Below are 16423 nucleotides of genomic sequence, written 5' to 3' on the forward strand. Positions count from 1 at the left end.
AGAATCGGAGAATGCGCGAGTCTTGCCGCATCATGGCTCGCCGTTCCTCCGATTCTCCCGCTCCTTCCAGACCAGCCCCGCGCCGCAAGGCCGCGAGACGGGCAGGTCCCGACTATGTCCGGGAAGCGGGGCTGATCGAACGTGGCATGCGGCGCATCGCCGGCATCGACGAGGCGGGGCGCGGCCCGCTGGCGGGGCCCGTGGTGGCCGCGGCCGTGGTGCTTGACCGCGACCGGCTGCCGGACGGCCTCGACGATTCCAAGAAGCTGGATGCTGCCAAGCGCGAGTGGCTGTTCGCCGAAATCCTCGCATCGGCCCATGTCGGCATCGCTTCGGCGAGCGCGGCGGAGATCGACCGCTTCAACATCCGCGGCGCGACGCTGATCGCCATGCGGCGCGCGCTGCACGCGCTACCTCAGGCGGCCTGCCATGTTCTCGTCGACGGCCGTGACATACCGCCGCTGTTGCGCTGTCCGGGCACCGCAGTGATTTCCGGTGACGCGCTGTCGCTGTCGATCGCGGCCGCCTCGATCGTCGCGAAGGTCACTCGCGACCGAATCATGTGCCGCGTCTGCCGCGCCTTCGACGGCTACGGCTTCTCCCGCCACATGGGCTATGGCACGCCCGAGCATCTCGCGGCGATCGCCCGGTTGGGTCCGACCCCACTCCACCGGATGAGCTTCCGGCCGTTGCGCGCCGATCTTCTGGACGCCGCCGAATAGAGCGTTCGTCCGGTCGTGGAGGACCATCCGGAACGAAAAAGGGCCGCCAATGGCGAACCCCTTCGTCAAAGTCTTTCCGCGCGCCGCGGGTGTCGCGGCAGCGGTCAGTTCAGATGCTTGCGAACTTCGCCGATCGATTCGTCGATGAATCGGCCGGCCTCGCTTCCCGAATTGCGGTCCGCCAGAACCTTGGCGGCCGCGGCGACGGCGAGATTGACGGCCGATGCCCGCACCTCGGCCACGGCGTCGCCTTCGGCCTGGGCGATCTTGGTCTCCGCCATGGCCGTGCGACGGGCGACATATTCCTCGTTCTTGCGATTCGCGTCCTCGAGCAACAGCGTCGCTTCCCGCTTGGCGGCGGCGACGATGTCCTTGGCTTCCTGCTCGGCTTCCTGGCGACGACGCTGATATTCGGCCAACTGCTGCTTGGCCTCCTCCTTCAGCTCGCGCGCCTCCTCGATCTCGTTGCGGATCCGCGCCGCCCGGTCGTCGAGCGACTTTCCGACCTTGGTCGGCGCCTTCAGATACCAGACCAGCGCCAGAAAGATGACGAGGGCGACGAAGGCCCAGAATGAATTGTCCATCGTCGTCTCCTCAGCTCCGAACGGCCGTCACGGCGCCGGCGATCTCGTCGCGCGAGACCTCGAGCTGTGCGACTTCGCGCAGGATGGTCTCGGCGGTGTCCTCGGCGATCACGCCGACATCCTTCATCGCCTCAGTCTTGATCTCGGCGATGCGGATCTGGGCCGCTTCCAGTTTTTCGTCCAGCTGCTGGTCAAGGCGCTTGCGCTCCTGCTCGGCATCTTCACGTGCCGAGTCGCGAGCGTCATGGGCGATCTTGTGGGAGCGATCGCGCGCCTCCGCCAACTCCTGCTCGTAGGCAGCCTGGGCTTCGTCCGCATCGGACTTCATCCGCTCGGCGGCCTCGAGATCGAGCGCGATGCGATCGCGCCGATTTTCCAGGACGCCCGCGATCCGCGGCAGAATCACCTTCTGCAGAACCAGGTAGAAGACGCCGAAGGTGATCGCCAGCCAGAGCAGCTGCGAGGCGAAGAATTCGCTGTTGAAGGGCGGGAAAACACCTTCGTGTTCGCCTTCGATGGCGATCGTCTCGCCATGCGCGGCCGCCGTGTCGCTGGCGGGAGGCAGATCGACGGCGTCTGGGTTTTCAGTCTGCGCCAAGGCTTGACTTACGAACATCGGTGGCTCCGGCAAAGCGGACCGGCGGCAGGATTTGCCGCCGGTCGTCTCGTCTCAAATTGGCGAATGCCGATCAGACGGCGAACAGCAGCAGAAGCGCGACCAGCAGTGCGAAGATGCCGAGCGCTTCCGTCACCGCGAAGCCGAAGATCAGGCGGCCGAACTGGCCGTCGGCGGCCGACGGATTGCGCAGCGCGCCCGCCAGATACTGACCGAAGATGTTGCCGAGGCCAATGGCCGCGCCGCCCATGCCGAGCGTTGCAAGACCTGCGCCGATGAACTTTGCTGCGTCCGCTTCCATGTCAAAACTCCTTTGAAATTGTCCGATTGCGGTGGATGTCGGCGACCTCGCGGCCGCCATGGGTTATCTGGAGGCCGGTTCTCAGTGGCCCGGATGTATCGCGTCGTTCAGATACATACAGGTCAGAACGGCGAAGACGTAGGCCTGAAGCGCGGCGACCAGAAATTCGAGCGCCGTCAGCGCGACCGCCATGGCCAGCGGGAGGATCGAACTGGCGATCCCGAGGGCGCCGAAGGCGCTCAGCGACACGACGAATCCGGCAAATACCTTCAGCGTAATGTGGCCCGCCAGCATGTTGGCGAAGAGACGAACCGAGAGTGAAACCGGCCGGGACAGGAACGAGATCACCTCGATCATCACCACCAGCGGCATCAGGATGCCTGGCACGCCCTCCGGCACGAAGAGTTTGAAGAAGCCCAGCCCGTGCTTCATGAAACCGTAGACGACGACGACGCCCATCACCAGCATCGCGAGCGCAAAGGTCACGATCAGATGGCTGGTCACCGTAAAGAAATACGGCACCATTCCCAAAAGGTTCGCGACCAGAATGAACATGAACAGCGAGAACACGAAGGGGAAGAATTTCATGCCCCCGGTGCCCGCCGCGTCACGCAGCATGTTGGCGACGAACTCGTAGGAAAGTTCCGTCATCGACTGGACGCGGCTCGGCACAAGGCCGCGACCACGCGTCGAATAATACAGGAAGGCCGTCGTGATCGCGACGGTCAGCACCATGAACTGCGCAGAATTGGTGAACGAGAAATCCAGATTGCCGATCTCGATCGGAACAATCTTGGAAATCTGAAACTGGTGGATCGGATCGGTCGGATCGGTTTCCAAACTCTCGGGCCCTTCATCAATTCACAGCGTGGCCCGGCGAGGGCCGCCATGCCCATAGCGTCCCCAACCGCGCTTCGCAACTCCCTAGAGCATCAGATGAGAATATGGACGCGAGTTTGTGAGGAGGAATCCATAATCAGAGGTGTCCGATCAGAGCTGGCCGGGGTCGCCGGGTGAGCCGTTGCCGGAAATCCCCCGGATCACATTCAAGACGCCCGCGGCAAATCCGAGCAGCAGAAAGACGATAAGGCCGAAAGGGCTGGTGCCGGCAAGCTGATCGATGAAATATCCGATCGCCGCCCCGACCAAAATGCCGGCGACGAACTCGCTGGCGACCTTGAGGCCCTGGGCCGCACCGCGCATGCCCTGGGAGCGGTTCGCCGGCTCGCGATTTTCCGGAAGACGCCGACGTTGTTCGGCCAGCCGTTTCGACAGGTCGTCACGTCGCGCCGCCCACTCGGCATCCTCGCCCGGGGACGTCGTCTCCGGCTCGACGCTGGTCGGGTCGCGTTCCGATGGCATTGGCAATTCCCCGTTTTCGGTCAGGCTTGCTCTTCGGCCCGTTCCGCATGCTTGACCGATTTCGATCCATTCCGGCTCGCGACGAGACTCGCGATCGTCGTGATGGCGAGAATCGACACGATGACCGCAAGCGACAGCCACGTCGAGATGTGGGGTACCGCCTCGATGCTGTCGCCCCCGTTGATGAACGGCAGCGTATTGGTTTCCATCGCGTGGAAGATCAGCTTGACGCCGATAAAGGCAAGGATCAACGCCAGACCCGCGCCCAGATAGACAAGCCGATCGAGCAGCCCGCCAATCAGGAAATAGAGCTGCAGAAGTCCGAGCAGCGCGAAGGCGTTCGCCGTAAAGACGATATAGGGCTCCTCGGTCAGGCCGTAGATCGCGGGAATGGAATCGAACGCGAACAGCAAGTCTGTCACGCCGAGAGCGACGATAACCACGAACATCGGCGTCACCAGCAGCCGTCCTTTTTCACGGACAAAGAGGGCGGCGCGCCGGTAATCGTCGGTGACCGGAAACCGCCGCTCGATGAATTTGACCACCGCGTTGGGCTCATAGTCCTCACCCTGGACATGGCCGCCGGTCAGGCTCTCCTTGGCCAGGGTATAGGCGGTCCACAGAAGGAAGATGCCGAAGAGATAGAATACCCAGGAAAATTGCTCGATCGCGGCGGCACCGACGGCGATGAAGACGCCGCGCATGAGAAGCGCGATCACGATGCCGATCAGAAGCGCCTTCTGCTGGAAGTTCGCCGGCACCTGAAACTTTGCCATGATGATGACGAAGACGAACAGATTGTCGACCGACAGGCTCTTTTCGGTAATGTAGCCGGCCAGATATTCTACCCCGTGGTCGTGTCCCCACACCCACCACAGCCCCGCGCCGAAGATGAGTGCGACGACAACGTAGAAGGTCGACCAGATGCCGGCTTCCTTGAGCGAGGGGTGATGAAGCTTGCGGACGTGGACAAGAAAATCGAACAGGAACAGAGCGGCGATCCCTCCGATCGTCGCCAACCACACCCACATCGGCACATCCATGCCATCACCTTTCACGGCCGTCGCACAATTGATCCGACGGCGTCATCCGTCCGGACCGTCGATCGAAACAGCCGGCACCGCCTATCACCCCGGAACGCTTGGCTCCACCGCCGCGCCGCCCGCTCGCCCATTGCATAGATGTGACGCCGGAGGCGGGTTTGAAAGGCATGCGCCGGCGATTTCGCCGGGCCCTCGCGGATCGCGGGTCTTCCGTCTGTCGAGAGCGGCAAGCATTGGTCCTGTGCGAGGGGAGGTCGTAAGCGGCCGCTTACCCGGTCCTTCATACGCGCCTGTCGGATCGCGCCCGTCCGCTTCAAGGGCCAATGCTGGATCATCGGTGGAGCCTTTCGCCGTTGGTCCAGAATTGAGGAGATTGACATGAAACGCATTGCATTCGGAGCGATCGCCGCCTCGGTGGTTCTCGCGGGCACCGCTTTCGCCGCCGAACCGACGATGGGCGCAAAGCTCGGTGTCTCCGCGCAGGAGATCGGACAAGCCCTCGCGGAAAGCGGCTATGACATGACCCGCTATGAGCAGGAGAACGGCCGGATCGAAGTGACCGCCGCCAAGGAGGACCGGCGGCATGAGCTGTATGTCGACGCAGTGACGGGCGAAGTTGTCGAGATCGACGACAGCGTGCGGCGCGGTCCATGGCCGCGCCCCGGCGCCAAGGATGCCGACATCCGCGCGTCCCTGGCCGCGGACGGATATGAAATCGTCAAGTATGAACGTGAGCGTGGCGAAATCGAAGTCTATGCGCTCAAAGGGGGGCGTCGCTGGGAGATGAAGATCGATCCCGCGAATGGCCAGGTTCTGCGCGTCGAGGAAGAGGACTGATGGCCTCTAAAATCGACACGTCGGAAGGCGAGCGGGTGTGGGACCCGCTCGTTCGTCTGACGCATTGGACGATCGCCGCAGCGGTGCTGCTCAACGGGATTTTCATCGAAGCGGAGTCGCTTGCGCATGTTTGGATCGGATACGCAGCGTTCGGCCTGTTGGCGCTGCGGCTCGTCTGGGGTGTGATCGGCACGGAGGAAGCGCGGTTTTCGTCCTTCCCACCAAGCCTTTCCGCCGCGTTCGGTCACATCCGCGATATGTTTTCCGGCACCCGACACACGCATCGCTCGCACAATCCGCTTGGCGCGTTGATGGCGTACGCGCTCTGGGGCATGCTTTTGACCGTGTCGGTCACCGGGGTGATGCTCGAAAGCGCTCCCTTTCCTGATGGCGAAACAGGCGAGCATATTTCGCAATCCTACGGCGAGCGCGAGGAGGAGGGTGAAGAGTTCGTTGAAGAGATTCACGAGGTGGCGGCGAATTTGCTATTGTTGCTCGCCGCGCTCCATGTCGGCGGCGTTGCGCTCGAATCTCGCCTCTCCGGCAGAAATCTCGTGGGCGCCATGGTAGCGGGCGTGAGAAAGCGAAAACACCGCAGTTGACCAAGTCTTCGCAATCAAAATCCTCGCAATCCAGTTCGCGGAGAGCCGTCCTTCTCGCCGCCTTGCTCGCCATTCAAACGCTCTGCGCCGTCTTTTTCGTCGCCGATGTGGCGAGCGATCTGCGATGGGGTGGTCTTACCGCCCACACCGCGCTCGAGGGCGCTGTCGCTTTCGCCCTTATTCTCGGGATTGCGTTCGCCGCCTTCGAAATGCGTCGCACGCTCGAACGCAACCGGCGCGCGGAAGCCGCCCTGTCGTCCGCCTCTGGCGCTTTCGCGGAGTTGATCGACGCCTACTTCGAAGACTGGGGGTTGACGCCAGCGGAGGCGGATGTCGCGCTGTTTGCGCTCAAGGGCCTGGATGTGGCCGAGATAGCAGCTTTTCGCGGCGCGGCTTCGGGCACGGTCCGGGCACAACTCGCCCGTGTTTATGCCAAAGCCAAGGTCTCGAACCGGCCTCAGTTCATTTCGCTGTTTATCGAGGAACTGCTTTGCGCATCGATCGTCAAGCCGTCCGCCTCGGCCAATTAGAGTATCGGGCTTTGTGAAGCCGGCTGCCCGCTTATGCACAGCCGTCCTTCCCCGCCAAGGCCTTGATCGACAGGGCACTGCGTCGGCAATCTCGGCCGCATTCCCTGGCCGTCGCCAAACGACCGGGCAACGCCGGCGGGCCGATTTCCGCTATTTGAAACCGGCCACCGCACGCGGCTGATAGGGCGCTTCCAGTGCGGCGATCTCGTCCGCGGTCAGTTCAATATCGAGGGACGCCACGGCATCGTCGAGATGTTGCATCTTGGTCGCGCCGACGATCGGCGCGGTCACGCCCGGTTTCTGGCGGGTCCAAGCCAGCGCCACCTGCGCTCGAGCCACTCCCCGCGCCTTGGCGATCTCGCCAACCGCGTCGATGATCGCCTTCTCGGCATCCTCGTGGACGCGGTACAGCTTCTTGGCGACCTCGTCGGTATCGAAGCGGTGGGTGGTCTCGTCCCAAGCGCGAGTCAGGCGCCCACGTGCCATCGGCGACCACGGGATGACGCCGATGCCTTCATCCCGGCACAGCGGCAGCATCTCGCGTTCCTCTTCGCGATAGAGCAGGTTCAGATGGTTCTGCATGGTCACGAATCGCGTCCATCCATGCTTTTCCGACAGATGCAGCGCCTTGGCGAACTGCCAGGCATGCATGGAGGACGCGCCAATGTAGCGGGCCTTGCCTGCCTTGACGACGTCGTGCAGCGCCTCCAGCGTTTCCTCGATCGGCGTGCGGTAGTCCCAGCGATGGATCTGATAGAGGTCGACATAGTCGGTGCCGAGCCGTTTCAGGCTCTTGTCGATCTCGCTGAAGATCGCCTTGCGTGACAGGCCCATGCCGTTCGGGCCGTCATGCATACGGTTGAACACCTTGGTGGCGATGACCAGTTCGTCGCGGTTGCCAAAATCCTTCAGCGCCCGCCCGACGATCTCCTCGCTGGTGCCGGCCGAATAGGTGTTGGCGGTGTCGAAAAAGTTGATGCCAAGCTCGATCGCCCGGCGGATGAACGGCCGGCTTTCCTCTTCGGGCATCGACCAGGAATGCGTCCCGGCGTCGGATGCACCGTAGCTCATGCAGCCGAGGCAGAGCGGCGTGACATCGAGGCCGGTACGGCCGAGCTTGATCGTCTTCATGGCGGATTCCTTGCGAGGCGCTAGCTGTACGCGGGATCGAACAGCCCCGCCGGCGGGACCATACAACGCAATTCGCCGAGAAAAAGTCCGGGCCGGCCACAAACCGACCGACGACAACGCTCGCGACCGGCCAGCGATGGGGAACTTCGGGCCTCACGGCTGGGCTGACGATCGTGCCTCTTGACCTTCCAGCTACTGGAAGGACCAAATAGCCTGAACGACCCATCGATCCTAATTTCGCCAGCCTTCCTCTTTTCCAGAAGGACTCCCCGCATGTCCGACACCAGCACCCGCGACGGCACCGCCGTCTCGCATGGCGATCACAGCCATGATCATCCGGAATCCGCCGATCCCGGCGCAAACGCCGAGACCGCTCTGTTCCGTGATCCGGTCTGCGGCATGACGGTCGATCCCGAAGCCGGCAAGCCGACGGCGACCCATGACGGCCATACGTTCCACTTTTGCAGCGAGGGTTGCCGCACGAAGTTCGAGGCGGCGCCCGAAGACTATGTCACCGCCAAGGATCCGGTGTGCGGCATGACCGTCGAGCGGGCCAGCGCCAAGCACATGGCCAAGCACCAGGGCGAGCGATTCTATTTCTGCTCGCAGCGCTGCCATGAAAAGTTCGAGGCCGAGCCCGAGAAATATCTCGGCGATCGACCCGCCCCGGAGCCGATGCCGAAAGGCACGATGTACACCTGCCCGATGCATCCCGAAATCGTCGAGGACCATCCTGACGACTGCCCGATCTGTGGCATGGCGCTGGAGCCGATGGGGGTGCCGACGGGCGATGAAGGCCCGAATCCCGAATTGGTCGATTTCACACGGCGGTTCTGGGTCGGCGCGGTGTTGACCGTTCCGTTGCTCGTCATCGCCATGGGGCCGATGCTAGGTCTACCGGTCGGCGAATGGATCGGCGAGCGTGCCGCTCGCTGGATTGAACTCGTCCTCGCGACGCCGGTCATCCTGTGGGCCGGCTGGCCGTTCCTGGTGCGCGGCTACAAGTCGTTCAAGACGATGAACCTCAACATGTTCAGCCTGATCGGCATGGGCGTCCTGGCGGCCTATCTGTTCAGCGTCGTTGCCGTTCTGTTTCCCCAGATCTTCCCAGCCGGCTTCCGCACCGCCGAAGGCACGGTCGGCGTCTATTTCGAGGCCGGCGCGGTGATCGTCGTCCTGGTCCTGCTCGGTCAGATCCTCGAACTGCGCGCTCGCGAGCGCACCGGCTCGGCAATCCGTGCGCTGCTCGACCTTGCCGCCAAGACGGCGCGCGTTATCCGCCCGGACGGCACCGAGGAAGAGATTCCGCTCGAAGAGGTCGTGCTTGGCGACCGGCTGCGCGTGCGCCCCGGCGACAAGGTGCCGGTCGACGGCACAGTCGTCGACGGCCGCTCCTCGATCGACGAATCGATGCTCACCGGCGAACCGATCCCGGTGGAGAAGACGCCGGGAGACAAGGTCACCGGCGCCACCATCAACAAGAACGGCAGTCTGGTGATCGAGGCGAAGCGGGTCGGCAAGGACACGATGCTCAGCCAGATCGTCGAGATGGTCGCCAACGCCCAGCGCTCGCGCGCGCCGATCCAGAAGCTCGCCGATGCGGTGGCGGGCTATTTCGTCCCGGCGGTGATCGCGGCGGCGGTCATCGCGTTCGTCAGCTGGGCAATTTTCGGGCCGGAGCCCGCGCTGGCCTACGCCCTGGTCTCGGCGGTCGCGGTGTTGATCATCGCCTGCCCCTGCGCGCTGGGGCTCGCCACGCCGATGTCGATCATGACGGCGACCGGGCGCGGCGCCCAGGCCGGCGTCCTGATCAAGAATGCCGAGGCGCTGGAGCGCTTCGCCAAGGTCGATACGCTGATCGTCGACAAGACGGGCACCTTGACCGAGGGCAAGCCGAGGTTGGTCGCGGTGATGCCGGAAGCCGGCCATGACGAGGCCGAAGTGCTGCGCCTCGCCGCCTCGCTGGAGCGGGGCTCCGAACACCCGCTGGCCGAGGCGATCGTCGCCGGCGCCGAGGAGCGCGGCGTCGCCCTCGCCGAGGCGAGCGACTTCGAGGCGGTCACCGGCATGGGCGTCAAAGGCGTCGTCGACGGCAAAGCCGTCGCGCTCGGCAACAGCCGTTTCATGGCCGAACTCGGCCTCGACGGGGCCGCGTTGATCGAGACCGCCAATGCCCGCCGCGATCAGGGCGAGACGGTGATGTTCGTCGTCGTCGAGGGAAAGATCGCCGGCCTCGTCAGCGTCGCCGATCCGATGAAGGAGACGACACCGGCGGCGATCAAGGCGCTGCACGCGGAGGGATTCCGAATCGTCATGGCGACCGGCGACAACGAGCGCACGGCCAAGGCGATCGCCGGCCGGCTCGGCATCGACGAGATTCGCGCCGAGGTGCTGCCGGAGGACAAGGCGCGGATCATCAAGGAAATGCAGGCGGAAGGCCACAAGGTCGCGATGGCCGGTGACGGCGTCAACGACGCACCGGCGCTGGCCCAGGCCGATGTCGGCATCGCCATGGGCACTGGCGCCGACGTCGCCATCGAGAGCGCCGGCATCACCCTGGTGAAGGGCAATCTCGACGGTATCGTGCGGGCCCGGCGGCTGTCGCAGGCGACCATGCGCAACATCAAGCAAAACCTGTTCTTCGCCATGGTCTACAACGCCGCTGGCGTGCCGGTGGCGGCGGGTATCCTCTACCCGTTCCTCGGCATCCTGATCTCGCCGGTCTTCGCGGCGGCGGCGATGAGCCTGTCGTCGGTCTCGGTGATCAGCAATGCGCTGAGGCTCCGGTCGGTCCGTCTTGACGCGCGCTGACGGCGCTCCGTCGCCAACCGTCCCTTTCGTTACCCCACCCCAGAAAAACTAGGAAAATTTATCGTATGTCGCCATATCTCAAGCTGTTCCTCATGGTCGGAACCTCCGTCGTTCTCATGTTCGGCATCACCTACCTAACGAGCTTCGACATCGTCGATCATGCGTTCTTCAGCGAGACGCGCGGTTACGTCGCCTTGTTGATGGGGTCGACGATGTTTGTCGTAATGCTGGCCTATATGATCGGGATGTTTCCCAATAAGGGCGCGAATATCGGCATCTTCGTCGGTGCGTTCCTGGCCTTCGCGGCCGTGCTCTATCTGGTCCGGAGCCAGGTGACGGTGGACGATGTCGATTACATGGAAGCGATGATTCCCCACCACTCCATCGCCATCCTGACCAGCGAGCGGGCGAAGATCACCGACCCCCGCGTTCGCAAGCTCGCCGACGAGATCATCAAGGCGCAGGTGCTCGAGATCGCCGAGATGAAGGCGCTCATCGCCGATCTCAAAGGTGGGCCGAAGGCCACTCCCGAGAAAGACGGCAAGTAACACAACGCGCCCGCCGGCCGGCTTAGATCAGCCGGCCGTAGCGCAACCTGTCCCAGATCGCCGCGTGGATATTGCGCGCGGCGATCGCGTCGCCGATCCGCAGGCGATAAGGTGATTTAATTGACGCGGAAATCGGTCATCTTCATGCATCGTGCGCCGGCGGGATCAGGACGATCTTTCCCGGATAGGTCTTGGCCATGAAGGCATTCTGCGCGAGGCGGATCTCCGAAAGCGGATAGGTCTTCGAGACCAGCGGCCGCAGCCTGCCGGCATTCACATGATCGACTATCGCCGAGAAGACGGACGCCGGTTGGTAGGTGCTGCCAAAAAGCGTCAGGTCCTTTAGATACAGATCGCGCACGTCGAGTTCGACGATGGGTCCAGCGATGGCCCCCGCCGTGACGTACCGGCCACCGCGTTTCAACAATGCAATCGAGGTCGGGAAACCCTGCCCGGCCACCACATCGACCACCACGTCGATGCTCTGCGCGCCAGGGTGCGTCAGCAGATCGGCGTCGCGGTCGACGACCTCATCCGCGCCGGCCTTGTGAACCGCGGCAGCTTTGCTGCCGCTCGCCTGCGCGACGATATGCGCTCCCCGCAACCGCGCCAGCTGCACGGCGGCCATGCCGACGCCGCCAGACGCGCCGGTGACGAAAATCCGATCCGCGCCGGTTACCCCGGCCCGCTGTAGCATGCCCTCGGCTGTCGAGAAGGCGCAAGGGATCGCACCGAGTTCAATGTCGCTGAGTTCGGTCTCAACGGCGTGGGTTTCAGCGGCCAGAGCGACGCAATACTGTGCGAACGCGCCATCGCGCTCCGAACCGAATGTTCCGAAGTCGTAAGCGCCGCCTTCTCCGAGCGAAGCCTGCATTGTCGCAACGATGACCCGTTCTCCGACCCGTGCCTCGTCCACCCCCTCGCCGACCGCGACGATCGTACCGCAGCAATCCGCGCCCTGTATGCGGGGCAGTTGCAGCGGTGTGCCTGACCACGAGGCATCCTCGGCCTCTCCGGTCCCGCCTTCATCGCCGCTCGCGCCGGTCACGGCCTTGGAGTACCAACCGGTGCGGGTATTGATGTCGGTGTTGTTGACCCCGGCCGCGTGGACCCGGATCAGAACCTCTCCGGCGCCCGGCCCCGGCACGGCCAGGTCGGTGCGGTAGTGGAGCTTGTCCAGGCCACCGTGTCCGGTCAGCAAGACACCGTGCATCGTTTCAGGGATAGGTCTCGTTGTCAGTACCATGCATTCTCCGTTGAGCGCCTCTTGCGCTCGGCAAACTCCGTCAGCGCCCGCGACTGGCTGGTGGCACTCGGCAAGCGCGAACGCGCGGAAACCAGCGGCGCGTAAGGGCGGCCCGTTCGCCTCAGCCCTTCGACAGCTTGTCCAAGATCGCGGAAAAATCGCGGCCCTTGCCGCCCGCGGCGACGAAGGCGTCGTAGATGTCGCGGGCGTGACCGCCGAGTTCGGTGGTCGCGCCGGCGCTTTCGGCCGCTTCCTGCGACAGATTCAGATCCTTCAGCATCAATTCGGCGGCGAAACCGGGCTTATAATCGTTGTCGGCCGGGCTCTTCGGGCCGATGCCCGGCGCCGGGCAATAGGTGTTGATCGACCAGCACGAGCCGGACGAGGTCGAGGCGACGTCGAACATCGCCTGCCGGTCGAGGCCAAGCTTGTCGGCGAGATGAAACGCCTCGCAGACGCCGATCATCGAAATGCCGAGGATCATGTTGTTGCAGATCTTCGCCGCCTGCCCGGCGCCCGCGGCGCCGCAATGCACCGCCTTCTGGCCCATGATGTCGAACAGCGGCTTGCCCTTGGCAAAGGCGTCCTCGCCGCCGCCGACCATGAAGGTCAGCGTACCGGCCTCGGCTCCTCCGGTGCCGCCGGAGACCGGCGCGTCGAGCGACAAGAGCCCCGCCGCTTCGGCGAGCTCGTGAACCGCGCGGGCACTGTCGACGTCAACCGTCGAACAATCGATGATCAGCGCGCCCTTGTCGGCGAGCTTGACGATGTCGGCATGCACGGCGCGGACGATCGCACCGTTCGGCAGCATGGTGATCATGGCGTCCATGTTCCGCACCGCGCCCTCGGCGGAATCCGCCGACGCAACGCCGTCGACGCTGACCCCCGCCGGATCGAAGCCGGTGACGTCGTGGCCGGCCTTGGCCAGGTTTTTCGCCATCGGCGCGCCCATATTGCCGAGACCGATGAAGCCGATCCTCATGCCCGTTCCTCCCATGTGAGTTCGTTATCGCCGAGCGGCGCCAAGATCGCGTCCACCCGCTCCTGCGGCAGGTCCTCGATGCGCGCCACGGACCATTGCGGCTGGCGGTCCTTGTCGATCACCGCCGCGCGGATGCCTTCGAGGAAATCGCCCTCCTGCTGGCTGCGGAAGGTGAAGCGGTATTCGCGGGTGAGCGCGTTCTCGATCGTCGGGTCCTCGCGCACAGCGCGCACGATCGCCAGCGTCGCCGCCACCGAGATCGGCGACCCGCGCCGGATCGCCTTAAGCGTCGTTTCGGCGAATTCACCGCCATCGACTTCCAGCGCGGCGACGATCGCGGCGGCGGAGGACGCGCCGAACAAGGCGTCGATCGCCCCGCGCCGCCCGGCCAGCTCACCTTCGGGCGGCATCTCGGCGAAGGCGTCGATCACCGCCGGATCGCCTGTCTCGACCAGCCGGGCAACGAGGTCGGCCAAGCGCTCGGACGGCACGTAAACATCCGCGAAACCGGCGAGGATCGCGTCGGCGGGGCCCATGCGAAAGCCGGTCGTGCCGAGATATTCGCCGAGCCGCCCCGGCGCCGTCGCCAGGATCAGCGAGCCGCCGACGTCGGGCACGAGACCGATGCCGCATTCGGGCATCGCCACCATCGAGCGTTCGGTCACGATGCGGTGGCCGCCATGGGCCGCCAGTCCAACGCCGCCGCCCATGACGATGCCGTCCATCACCGCGACATAGGGCTTGTCGTAATGGGCGATCAGCCGGTTCAGCCGGTATTCCTCGGCCCAGAAGCGCTGGCCGTAGGCGAACTCGCCAGCGCGGCCGTGCTGGTAAAGCTCGGCAATGTCGCCGCCGGCACAGAATGCCCGCTCGCCCGCCGCGTCGATGATCACCAGCGCCACGGTCTCGTTCACCGCCCAATCGCGCAACGCCGCCTCGATCGCCCGCGCCATCTCCCAGGTCAGCGCATTCAGCGCCTTCGACCGGTTCAGCGTGATCCGCCCGGCCCACCCCTCGACCCGGATCAGCACGTCGTCGATCGTCGTCTCGTCCCGCACCGCGCTCACCCGTGCTCGGCCAGAAGCGCGCGGGCGGTGATCATCCGCATGATCTCGTTGGTGCCCTCGAGGATCTGATGGACGCGGAGATCCCTCACGATCTTCTCGATGCCGTAATCGGCGAGATAGCCGTAGCCCCCATGCAGCTGCAGCGCCATGTTGGCGACGTTGAAGCTGGTGTCGGTGACGAAGCGCTTGGCCATGGCGCAGTGCTTGGTCGCGTCCGGCGCCTTGGTGTCCAGCTTCCACGCCGCCTGGCGCAGGAAGATGCGCGCCGCCTGCAATTCGGTCTCCATGTCGGCGAGCCGGAATTGCAGCGCCTGGAACTCGGTCAGATTCTTGCCGAAGGCCTTGCGCTCCTTCATGTAGGCGACCGACTTGTCGAGCGCGGCCTGCGCCGCGCCGAGCGCGCAGGCCGAAATGTTCAGCCGGCCACCGTCGAGCCCCATCATGGCATAGGCAAAGCCCTTGCCCTCCTCGCCGAGCAACGCGCCGCCCGGCACCTTGCAGTCCTCGAAGCGCACTTCGGCGGTCGGTTGGGCCAGCCAGCCCATCTTCTTTTCCTGCGCCCCGAACGACAGACCGTCCGCTCCGTTCTCGACCAGAATCGCCGAAATGCCCTTCGGTCCCGCCTCGCCGGTCCGCGCCATGACGACATAGAAGTCGGAAAAACCGGCACCCGAAATGAAGCTTTTGGTGCCGTTCAGCACATAGCCGTTGCCGTCGGGCTTGGCACTGGTTCGAAGCGCCGCCGCGTCCGAACCCGAGCCCGGCTCGGTCAGGCAGTAGCTCGCGACCTTGTCCATGCTGCTGAGCTTCGGCAGCCACTCGGCCCGCTGCTCCTCCGTCCCGAACGAGTCGACCATCCAGGCGACCATGTTGTGGATCGACAGGAACGCCGACACCGACGGGTCGCCATAGGACAGCGCCTCGAAGATCAGCGCAGCGTCGAGCCGCGTCAGGCCGGAGCCGTAATCGTCGCGCACGACGATCGCCGCCATGCCGAGGCCGGCGAGTTCCTTCAGGACGTCGCGCGGCAGTGCCTTGTCTTCCTCCCAGCTTGCCGCGTGGGGCGCCATCTTCTCGACGGCGAAATCCCGCGCCATCGCGAAGATCTGGCTCTGCTCGTCTGTCAGCGCAAAATCCAAGCCGGTTCCTCCCCTGTCGCGGCCGGAGTGCGCCGCTGCCGAGCACAGGTCTAGAAGGCTGTGGGCAGCGCTTCAAGGGCGGGTGGAAAGCACCATTGCCAACAGCCGCGAATCCGGAGCATAGCTGCGCCTCGACCCAAAGCCGAAGGAGCAGAGATGCTGGAAAAGCCAAGCCCGCGACCGGCCGGAGCCTTCGACGATGCGGAGCGCGCGGCGGTCTATCGCGCGATCGAAACGCGGCGGGACGTGCGCGACGAGTTCCTGCCGCGACCATTGCCCGACGACGTGGTCCGCCGGCTGCTGGAGGCCGCCCATCACGCGCCCTCGGTCGGCTTCATGCAGCCGTGGAACTTCGTTCTGGTCCGCGATTCGGCGGTGCGCCACCGCGTTCACGCCGCCTTCAGCCGGGCGAACGAGGAAGCCGCGGAGATGTTCACCGACGGGCGGCAGGCCACCTACCGGACGCTGAAGCTCGAGGGTATCCGCAAGGCGCCGCTCAATATCTGCGTCACCTGCGACCGGAGCCGTGGCGGCCCGGTCGTCATCGGCCGCACGCACAATTCGGAAATGGACCTTTATTCGACCGTCTGCGCCGTCCAGAATCTGTGGCTCGCGGCGCGGGCCGATGGCGTCGGCGTGGGCTGGGTGTCGATCTATCACGAGCCGGAATTGCGCGATATCTTGGAGATCCCGGAAGAGATCAGCGTCGTCGCCTATCTGTGCGTCGGCTATGTCGATCGGCTTTACGACGAGCCCGAGTTACAGGCAAAGGGCTGGCGACGGCGCCTCGATCTCGACGACCTCGTCTTCGACGATGCTTGGGGGCAAAGGGGTGACGGCTTGAAATAAAGACCGCGCGGGCCTTTTCGACACCGCGCGGCAACAGGGCATCCTGAGAGGGA

General features: G+C 64.5%; 18 protein-coding genes. 7 read left to right on the top strand and 11 right to left on the bottom strand.

Annotation, left to right across the window (positions count from 1 at the left end; genetic code table 11):
- Positions 1-11 precede the first annotated feature (11 nt).
- Positions 12-722 carry a ribonuclease HII gene (locus VQ044_RS00470; RefSeq protein ID WP_327644990.1) on the top strand — a complete coding sequence of 237 codons (711 nt, stop codon included), beginning with the start codon at positions 12-14 and terminating at the stop codon, positions 720-722.
- 104 nt (positions 723-826) lie between these two features.
- On the opposite strand, the gene VQ044_RS00475 is transcribed toward VQ044_RS00470, so the two are convergent.
- From VQ044_RS00475 to VQ044_RS00500, 6 genes are all read right to left on the bottom strand, one after another.
- Positions 827-1306: a F0F1 ATP synthase subunit B gene (locus VQ044_RS00475; RefSeq protein WP_327644992.1), complete on the bottom strand. Its 480-nt coding sequence runs from the start codon at positions 1304-1306 to the stop codon at positions 827-829.
- 10 nt (positions 1307-1316) lie between these two features.
- Positions 1317-1922: a F0F1 ATP synthase subunit B gene (locus VQ044_RS00480; RefSeq protein ID WP_327644993.1), complete on the bottom strand. Its 606-nt coding sequence runs from the start codon at positions 1920-1922 to the stop codon at positions 1317-1319.
- A gap of 73 nt (positions 1923-1995) precedes the next feature.
- The gene (locus VQ044_RS00485; protein ID WP_327622375.1) at positions 1996-2223 is read right to left on the bottom strand and encodes a F0F1 ATP synthase subunit C; all 228 of its coding nucleotides are present in this window, start codon (positions 2221-2223) and stop codon (positions 1996-1998) included.
- A gap of 81 nt (positions 2224-2304) precedes the next feature.
- Positions 2305-3063: a F0F1 ATP synthase subunit A gene (locus tag VQ044_RS00490; RefSeq protein ID WP_327644995.1), complete on the bottom strand. Its 759-nt coding sequence runs from the start codon at positions 3061-3063 to the stop codon at positions 2305-2307.
- Positions 3064-3213: 150 nt separating this feature from the next.
- The gene (locus VQ044_RS00495; protein ID WP_327644997.1) at positions 3214-3585 is read right to left on the bottom strand and encodes an AtpZ/AtpI family protein; all 372 of its coding nucleotides are present in this window, start codon (positions 3583-3585) and stop codon (positions 3214-3216) included.
- Between the two features lie 20 nt (positions 3586-3605).
- Positions 3606-4628: a TerC family protein gene (locus tag VQ044_RS00500; RefSeq protein WP_327622378.1), complete on the bottom strand. Its 1023-nt coding sequence runs from the start codon at positions 4626-4628 to the stop codon at positions 3606-3608.
- Between the two features lie 378 nt (positions 4629-5006).
- Here VQ044_RS00500 and VQ044_RS00505 point away from each other — a divergent pair, with 378 nt between their 5' ends.
- Genes VQ044_RS00505 through VQ044_RS00515 form a run of 3 tightly spaced genes read left to right on the top strand, consistent with a single transcriptional unit; the run spans position 5007 to position 6597 of the window.
- Complete coding sequence (locus VQ044_RS00505; protein ID WP_327644999.1) at positions 5007-5465, top strand: PepSY domain-containing protein; 459 nt, start codon at positions 5007-5009, stop codon at positions 5463-5465.
- Entirely contained in the window at positions 5465-6067 is a 603-nt protein-coding gene (locus VQ044_RS00510; RefSeq protein WP_327645001.1) for a cytochrome b/b6 domain-containing protein, read from the top strand. The genes VQ044_RS00505 and VQ044_RS00510 overlap by 1 nt, the downstream gene beginning before the upstream one ends.
- Positions 6064-6597, top strand: a complete 534-nt coding sequence (locus VQ044_RS00515) for a helix-turn-helix transcriptional regulator (RefSeq protein ID WP_327622382.1) — start codon at positions 6064-6066, stop codon at positions 6595-6597. The genes VQ044_RS00510 and VQ044_RS00515 overlap by 4 nt, the downstream gene beginning before the upstream one ends.
- 150 nt (positions 6598-6747) lie before the next feature.
- On the opposite strand, the gene VQ044_RS00520 is transcribed toward VQ044_RS00515, so the two are convergent.
- On the bottom strand, positions 6748-7728 hold the full coding sequence (locus tag VQ044_RS00520) for an aldo/keto reductase (RefSeq protein ID WP_327645002.1): 981 nt from the start codon (positions 7726-7728) through the stop codon (positions 6748-6750).
- 273 nt (positions 7729-8001) lie between these two features.
- Between VQ044_RS00520 and VQ044_RS00525 the strand changes: the two genes are divergently transcribed.
- Complete coding sequence (locus VQ044_RS00525) at positions 8002-10539, top strand: heavy metal translocating P-type ATPase (RefSeq protein ID WP_327645004.1); 2538 nt, start codon at positions 8002-8004, stop codon at positions 10537-10539.
- Positions 10540-10604: 65 nt separating this feature from the next.
- Positions 10605-11087, top strand: coding sequence for a DUF305 domain-containing protein (locus VQ044_RS00530; protein ID WP_327645005.1), 483 nt, complete (start codon positions 10605-10607; stop codon positions 11085-11087).
- A gap of 142 nt (positions 11088-11229) precedes the next feature.
- Here the strand turns inward: VQ044_RS00530 and VQ044_RS00535 are convergent, their stop codons facing one another.
- The 4 genes from VQ044_RS00535 to VQ044_RS00550 form a co-directional block, all read right to left on the bottom strand.
- Positions 11230-12333, bottom strand: coding sequence for an alcohol dehydrogenase family protein (locus tag VQ044_RS00535; protein ID WP_327645007.1), 1104 nt, complete (start codon positions 12331-12333; stop codon positions 11230-11232).
- Between the two features lie 121 nt (positions 12334-12454).
- Positions 12455-13315 carry a 3-hydroxyisobutyrate dehydrogenase gene (gene mmsB / locus VQ044_RS00540; protein WP_327645009.1) on the bottom strand — a complete coding sequence of 287 codons (861 nt, stop codon included), beginning with the start codon at positions 13313-13315 and terminating at the stop codon, positions 12455-12457.
- Entirely contained in the window at positions 13312-14382 is a 1071-nt protein-coding gene (locus tag VQ044_RS00545) for an enoyl-CoA hydratase/isomerase family protein (protein WP_327645010.1), read from the bottom strand. Before VQ044_RS00545 ends, mmsB begins: the two co-directional genes overlap by 4 nt.
- Positions 14379-15521: an acyl-CoA dehydrogenase family protein gene (locus VQ044_RS00550; RefSeq protein WP_327645011.1), complete on the bottom strand. Its 1143-nt coding sequence runs from the start codon at positions 15519-15521 to the stop codon at positions 14379-14381. Before VQ044_RS00550 ends, VQ044_RS00545 begins: the two co-directional genes overlap by 4 nt.
- Before the next feature lie 156 nt (positions 15522-15677).
- Between VQ044_RS00550 and bluB the strand changes: the two genes are divergently transcribed.
- Positions 15678-16370, top strand: coding sequence for a 5,6-dimethylbenzimidazole synthase (bluB, locus tag VQ044_RS00555; protein ID WP_327645014.1), 693 nt, complete (start codon positions 15678-15680; stop codon positions 16368-16370).
- The last annotated feature ends 53 nt before the right edge of the window (positions 16371-16423 follow it).

The organism is Aurantimonas sp. C2-5-R2 (genome assembly GCF_036549495.1).
GTDB classification, from domain to species: Bacteria; Pseudomonadota; Alphaproteobacteria; order Rhizobiales; family Rhizobiaceae; genus Aurantimonas; species Aurantimonas coralicida_A.